This is a genomic window from Catenibacterium sp. GCM10023432 (assembly GCF_042651925.1).
Lineage (GTDB): Bacteria > Bacillota_I > Bacilli_A > Erysipelotrichales > Coprobacillaceae > Catenibacterium > Catenibacterium mitsuoka.
On the sequence record NZ_JBHSEB010000100.1, the window covers coordinates 1 to 6,635 of the forward strand.

6 protein-coding genes are annotated in these 6,635 nt (G+C 34.2%); 1 reads left to right on the forward strand and 5 read right to left on the reverse strand.

Features of this window, described 5'->3' with window-relative positions:
- Nucleotides 1-30 precede the first annotated feature (30 nt).
- The 5 genes from ACFOZZ_RS12450 to ACFOZZ_RS12470 all read right to left on the reverse strand — a co-directional run bounded on the left by ACFOZZ_RS12450 (nucleotide 31) and on the right by ACFOZZ_RS12470 (nucleotide 5,941).
- On the reverse strand, nucleotides 31-435 hold the full coding sequence (locus ACFOZZ_RS12450) for a transposase-like zinc-binding domain-containing protein (protein WP_376815345.1): 405 nt from the start codon (nucleotides 433-435) through the stop codon (nucleotides 31-33).
- Between the two features lie 130 nt (nucleotides 436-565).
- Complete coding sequence (locus ACFOZZ_RS12455) at nucleotides 566-979, reverse strand: PTS sugar transporter subunit IIA (protein WP_376815346.1); 414 nt, start codon at nucleotides 977-979, stop codon at nucleotides 566-568.
- On the reverse strand, nucleotides 976-2,433 hold the full coding sequence (locus ACFOZZ_RS12460; RefSeq protein WP_376815347.1) for a sucrose-specific PTS transporter subunit IIBC: 1,458 nt from the start codon (nucleotides 2,431-2,433) through the stop codon (nucleotides 976-978). Before ACFOZZ_RS12460 ends, ACFOZZ_RS12455 begins: the two co-directional genes overlap by 4 nt.
- A 114-nt stretch (nucleotides 2,434-2,547) precedes the next feature.
- Nucleotides 2,548-4,674, reverse strand: a complete 2,127-nt coding sequence (locus tag ACFOZZ_RS12465; protein ID WP_376815348.1) for an alpha-galactosidase — start codon at nucleotides 4,672-4,674, stop codon at nucleotides 2,548-2,550.
- A gap of 1 nt (nucleotide 4,675) precedes the next feature.
- Nucleotides 4,676-5,941 carry a glycoside hydrolase family 32 protein gene (locus ACFOZZ_RS12470; RefSeq protein ID WP_376815349.1) on the reverse strand — a complete coding sequence of 422 codons (1,266 nt, stop codon included), beginning with the start codon at nucleotides 5,939-5,941 and terminating at the stop codon, nucleotides 4,676-4,678.
- Between the two features lie 98 nt (nucleotides 5,942-6,039).
- Here ACFOZZ_RS12470 and ACFOZZ_RS12475 point away from each other — a divergent pair, with 98 nt between their 5' ends.
- The gene (locus ACFOZZ_RS12475) at nucleotides 6,040-6,621 is read left to right on the forward strand and encodes an AraC family ligand binding domain-containing protein (protein ID WP_376815350.1); all 582 of its coding nucleotides are present in this window, start codon (nucleotides 6,040-6,042) and stop codon (nucleotides 6,619-6,621) included.
- Nucleotides 6,622-6,635 lie beyond the last annotated feature (14 nt).

The window sequence follows — 6,635 nt, forward strand, 5'->3', positions numbered from 1 at the left end:
GTCCAAAAGAGTACAGACAATTACTGGATCTTATTTAAATAACAGGTCCAAGAAATTGTCCGCACCTCCGATTGTATTTGTCAAAGGTGTGAAGCGTTTACCACATCCTTTACAAATATATCTTTGTGTTCCGTCTTTCTTATGCCCATACTTTGTAAAATCATGAGATCCACAGAATGGACATTGTTTTATGTCTAAAGAATTTATAAATTCTATTTCTGAAACAGATGATGTTGCATGTTTAGCGTTGTACCATTCTTGAACAGTATTTTCAACAAGCAATTGTCCTTCTGATTTCTCTTGATTTTCAGACCAAGTAAACGAACGTAAAGATGAATATTTTCTACGTTCTTTTTTATTCATTTGTATTTGGCGGTTCGGAGTTTCACGAGATGAATAACCAGAACCGCCAAGTTCCTCTTGATGGTTATTCACCTCATGAAGCTCTTCAAGAGCTTGCCTTTCTACAAGCATTCTAATTATAGCATTGCCTGTAACAAATTGCTACTTACCACCCATTTGCAAAAGAGGAGCTTTCTCCAAAAAAGTCAGTTCAAAGAACTGACTAAAGTGATAACTCCATAATAATATCATCAGACGTAATTGAGCCTGTTTTCACCTGAGCAATATCAGTATAGCTGTTATAGTTAGTAACAATCGTAATAACTGTTTTCTGGCACTGATGTCTTTCTACTCCATCTAAGTCCATTACAGTAAGAAGATCACCCTTCTTGACTTTCTGTCCCATTGTGACTTTTGTATCAAATACTTTTTCATCGGTAATTTTTACTGTATCAATACCTAAATGTAGAAGAAGTTCTGCACCTTCATTTGTGATGATTCCAATTGCATGTTCTGATTCACTGATAAAGCTGATTGTACCATCTGCAGGAGCATAGATCTTACCATCAGCTGGTTCAATAGCTGCACATGGTCCCATAATACCTTCTGCAAACATAGGATCCTTGATTGCACTCATTTCAATCGCACTCCTGATGCAATCGCAAATAAGGATTCACTAGAAACTTCTTTTTCTTCTTTTGGTTCTACAACTTCTTCTTTTTCTTCCTTAGGAACACAGAATAACCATGTAATAGAGAAAGCCACCGCAAATGCGACTAAGTTAACAAGAATATAGAATGGTAACTGTTCATTTAAGTAAAGTAATGTACCAGGAATACCTGTAATACCCATACCTGTTGCTTTAAGATGGAAGATAGAAGCAAGGAATCCACCAACACCTCCACCAATCATTGCAGCGATAAATGGTTTTACTAAACGAAGGTTGACACCAAATACTGCAGGTTCAGTAATACCTAATGCAGCAGATAAAGCAGATGGATAAGCAACCTGTTTCATTTTCTGATCATGAACTTTAATTGCGATAGCTAATACAGCACCTGCCTGCGCAATGTTTCCACAAGTACCAATTGGGTTTAAATAGTTCCAGCCATCATTAGCTAACATACTGATTTCTAAGAAGTTTAAGATATGATGAATACCAAAGATACCAAGTAACTGTCCAAAGCTTCCGTATAATAAACCACCAAGACCTAAAGGTAACTGCAATAATTTTTCAACTACAAATAATACACCTGTTTCAACTGTATGAAGAACTGGACCAATCGCAAATAATGCAACTGTCATACCAATAAGTAATGTAAGAAATGGAGTAAGAATAAGATCTAATGCATCTGGAATACGTTTTCTTAACCATTTCTCCATATTGGCACCAAGAATACCTGTCACAAAGGCAGGTAATACAGAACCCTGATAACCAGATACCTTTAAGAAATTGAAGAACATCAGTGGTTTTGCAGCACCAGAACCAACATCATATGCACTTGGAAGACTAGGACTTACAAGCATTAAACCTAATACAATTCCAATTACAGAACTGCCACCAAAGTTTTTAAATGTTGACCAGCATACAAGTGCAGGAAGGAATGCGAATGCGGTATCCGTTAATACCTGTGTAAATGTAAGTAAGTTTGTAGGAACACTCTTAGTTGTTAAACCAAAAAGATGCAAGATAGCTTCTTGAGTCAATAAGCCTCTTAGACCCATGAATAAACCTGTTGCAACAAGTACAGGAATAATTGGTACAAAGACATCAGAGAATGTTCTAATAGCTCTTTGGAATTTATTTCCATATACTATTTTTTCATCGTTGTTATTACCTTCTTCTCCAGTCACCTTGATTACTTCATCATAGACACGATTTACTAAACCTGTCCCTAGAATAATCTGATACTGTCCTGAATTGAAGAATGATCCTTTTACCTTATTTAAAGATTCAATTGCTTTCACATTGATTTTATCTTTGTTTTTTACTACTAAACGCAATCTTGTTGCGCAATGTCTTACTGAACTAATGTTTTCTTTTGAACCAGTTAATTCAATAATCTTTAATGCAAGTTCTTTATCGTTCATTTTTCTAACCTTTCCTTTTTAATTTGTTAAGCGCTTTACTGATTATATTTATACCTCGTAAAGCGCATTAATTGAATGGAATAACATAATATAAATATGGCTTTTTCTAACCGTTTATACTTTTTTTAATATAAATGTGTAAGTTTTAAAATCACCATGTTCTAAAGGTACACATAAGCCCATATGCTGCAGCTCATCTCCACCATAGATTTCTTGTGTATGACATTCTAAATAATCAGAATCTTCATCTAAGTATGTTAACTTAAAGTACTTCTGAGCAGTCAGAGGATTATAAAAACGAGTCATTATGACAACATAAACAGTCTTTCTATCAAGACTGACTACTTCCCAGCCTAAATGATTTTCATCACATTCAATGGCATGTAATTCACCGTTGAGTGTTTCTTTTCTTATTGTTTTATATTCCTGAATCTGCTTCTTAATATCATCTAATTCATCATCTGTACACTTTGTAAGATCAAGTTCATAACCTAAATTAAATAGTTTTGCGATATCATAACGTGTCTCTAAGGATGTAATACGCCCAGTCTGGTGATTAGGAACAGCACTGATATGTGCACCTATCACTGATTGTGGATAAAGCAGACTAAAACTATCTTGAATCACACTACGATCGAGTGCATCCGTATTATCACTGGCCCAGTTCTGCTGCATATAACATAAGATACCTGGATCAAAACGTGCACCTCCACTTGAACATCCTTCAAAAAGAACATCTGGATAACGAGACGTAATCACATCAAGCACATGATAAAGACCAAGCATATATCTATGAGCCACTTCTGTACTATACTTAGAGATATGAGAACATACATCACTCATCGGTCTATTCATATCCCATTTGATATAATCAATAAGTCCAGTAGAAAGATAAGAATCAAGCATATGAATTAAATAATTCTGGACATCTTCTCTAGATAAATCAAGAAGATATTCATGACGACCTAAAGTAGGTTCATATCCATCTACTGATAATGCATAATCTGGATGGTGTATATATAAATCACTGTTTTTACTAATTGCTTCTGGTTCAAACCATAAGCCAAACTTCAAACCATATGATTTAACAAGTTCAGCAGCTTTTTGTATACCACCTGGAAGTTTGCTTGTATTACATTTCCAGTCTCCCATAGAATTACGACTATTATTTTCTTTTCTAAACCAGCCATCATCTAACACAAATAATTCAATACCTAGTTCACTCGCACATTTGGCCTGTTCTTCAATCTTTTCTAAAGACACATCATAATACATAGCTTCCCAGGTATTTAATAATACAGGAGGTAATTCCTGTGATTGTGGTAATAAGTGATGACGATAAAGTTTATGGAAGTTCATTCTCATTCCTTCTAAGCCTGTATTACTATAATTCACGACAACTTCAGGTGTATAGAATTCTTCTCCTTTATGTAAGTGCCAATTATTCATAGAAGGATGTAAACCCATCTGCATACGCACTTTTCCAAATGAATCCTTTTGTATCTTGCAACAATAATTTCCACTATAAATAAAATGCATTGCATATATATCAGAACCTGATATTAATGCCGCAAATGGATGCATTTGTGGACTACTGCTGCCTCTTGTACTTTCTATTTGAAATATACCTGTATTAAGTGCAGATAGCTGAATATTGCCTTCTTTTGCATGTAAGCCATACATTGTCATCACTTGATAATCCTGTGATGGAAGTTCTAAAGAAACAGATTGTGTATTATAAAGAATAAGATCTTCTTTACAGCTTCTAAAAGAAGCTGAAAACGAAAGAACTCCTAAATCCTCATAAATAGTGATATATTGACTAACTTCTAAGCCAATATGCTTATCTTCATAGACTACTTCTAGTGTCTCACTTCTGCCATGACTTTTAAGTGAAGGTAAGCCTGGAAGAGTCTTCTTTTCATCTAGCACATGCACTTCCTTCAACAATAATTCACAATAACGTTGATGGTGTGCTTCTACTTCAATGGCAGGTATGCGATAATCTCCATGACCTAATTGTGGATAGAGAAAAGGAAGATCATCAAAAGATGCATTTTCGATACTGACATCATGTTCAGTATTGTAGCCGCGTTTGTAGTAAGTCATTGGACTTTTATGATAATGACGAAGTGGTTTCCCTATATATCTTTGTAAAATGTACTTTTGATCTAATACTTCTAATATATAACTAATATGTGTATTTCTAAGATGAATTATACTATTATTTATTGTAATCATTTTAAATCTCCAATCTGTATACGTTGATATTTTGTGATTCTTTACTACTTGCAAGAAGTAAGTCTTCAGCCTGTGGATCAAGACGTGCAGAATAAACAAACTCTCCGTTATTCGCAAATATTTCTACACTTGATGTATCCAGCCATATTTCCATATGATTGATTTTTATAGGCCATGATTTCTTTTGATATATCTGTTCTGCCCAATCATAGCGTTCAATACTTATGCCTTCATCAAAGTGAATGCTTAATTCCTTATTGATTGAAAAAGATATATGTTCCAAGGGACTGATTTCTATCATCGCCTGTCTTTGTATTTTCATATGATTCGTATAAGGAATTTCATGGCATAATTCATACATCTCCCTTACAGGTGACTGTATCAATTTTCCTTTTTTTACAGATAATTCACGAGGCATTGTTAAACAATGAATATGTCCATCCTTAGCGAATTCTGCTTCTTGCGCATCACTAAAACGTGACATCCAGGCAAGCATAATACGTCTTCCTTGAGCATCCACAAATGTTTGTGGTGCATAAAAATCATACCCTTCATCCATATGCATTCCTTTATCTAAATCACTCAATCTATCTATTAAATAAACAGCGTGTGCATCAAGACATTCATCTGTATCATTATTTCTTGACTGTAGGCCATACATTAATACTTCATGAGCATCAAGTGTAAATAAGTCAGGACATTCTATCATTTCATACTGTTTAGATATTCCAATAATTTTATTAAACTTAAAAGAGGTTCCATCTATTGATGTATATTGAATAATATCTCCTTTTCCAGTCTTCTTATTCTGTCCTCCTATAATCATTTTCCAGACATCCTCCTTAGTCACTTTAGGATCTCTAAAATGACCTGTATAATCATCAGGAAGAGAGAGTACAGAACCATATTTCTTAAAGTGAACACCATCCTTTGATTGTGCAAGACATTGTTCAGGATATCTTACGCCTTCTCTCTTCACATTTCCCGTATAATAAAGAGATAGTGTCTCACCATCACTGACTGCACTTCCTGAATACGTCCCATCCTTGTCATAAGCTTCAGACGCTTGTAATGCGATAACAGGCTCACTCCAATGAACAAGGTCTTGAGAGGTTGTTTTTCCCCATACTTTATATGAGTGGTCTGTCGCATTAGGATTCCATTGGAAAAAGACATAATACTTTCCTTTAAAATAGGAAAGCCCATTCGGGTCATTGATCAACCCTTTTTCTGTTTCTATATGATATGCTTGTTTTCTATTTTTCATACATAACCCTCACTTTATTTACATTAAACAACGCCAAGAATATAATAAGAATAGAAATACATAACGAATATATGGAAAAAACTAACTTAGGGGATCATATGAAAGAATATAAAGAACGTATTCACAGCAAAACCTATAAAGCCAATACAGATTTGTCTTTATACAGTGCTGGAATAGAACAATGTAAAAGTGAATATACCTATGGACCTATTGTAAGATCTTATTATGTGATGCATTTTGTCTTCTCTGGAAAAGGACAACTGACTATTAATGAACATTCCTTTGATGTCAAGGCAGGAGATATTTTCCTCATTCCTGCCAATAAGGTGGCTACCTATCAAGCAGATAAAAACCATCCATGGAAATATGGATGGGTCAATTTCTTAGGTATTAATGCGGAACAATATTTTTATTCCCTTACAAAAGATACACATGATCAATACATTATTCATAATGTTGATGTGAATCAATATTATAAACAGATTGAACGTCTATTAGATTTATCCTTTAATACAGATGCTGAGTATTTTGAATCAAATAGTATACTTCTTCATATTTTCGCAATGTTGTATGAAGAGTTAAATATCCATTTCAATAATAATGTGAAATATTCACTTGCCGAAGTGTTAAACCGCAAACTCTACCCATCTGATGACTGCAAATTATATTACCCAATATAATAATGTATTTTTAT

Excerpts from the sequence above, each read along its gene's own strand:
- ACFOZZ_RS12455 (WP_376815346.1), bottom strand. The coding sequence starts at position 979 with ATGAGTGCAATCAAGGATCCTATGTTTGCAGAAGGTATTATGGGACCA.
- ACFOZZ_RS12460 (WP_376815347.1), bottom strand. The coding sequence starts at position 2,433 with ATGAACGATAAAGAACTTGCATTAAAGATTATTGAATTAACTGGTTCA.
- ACFOZZ_RS12465 (WP_376815348.1), bottom strand. The coding sequence starts at position 4,674 with ATGATTACAATAAATAATAGTATAATTCATCTTAGAAATACACATATT.
- ACFOZZ_RS12470 (WP_376815349.1), bottom strand. The coding sequence starts at position 5,941 with ATGAAAAATAGAAAACAAGCATATCATATAGAAACAGAAAAAGGGTTG.
- ACFOZZ_RS12475 (WP_376815350.1), top strand. The coding sequence starts at position 6,040 with ATGAAAGAATATAAAGAACGTATTCACAGCAAAACCTATAAAGCCAAT.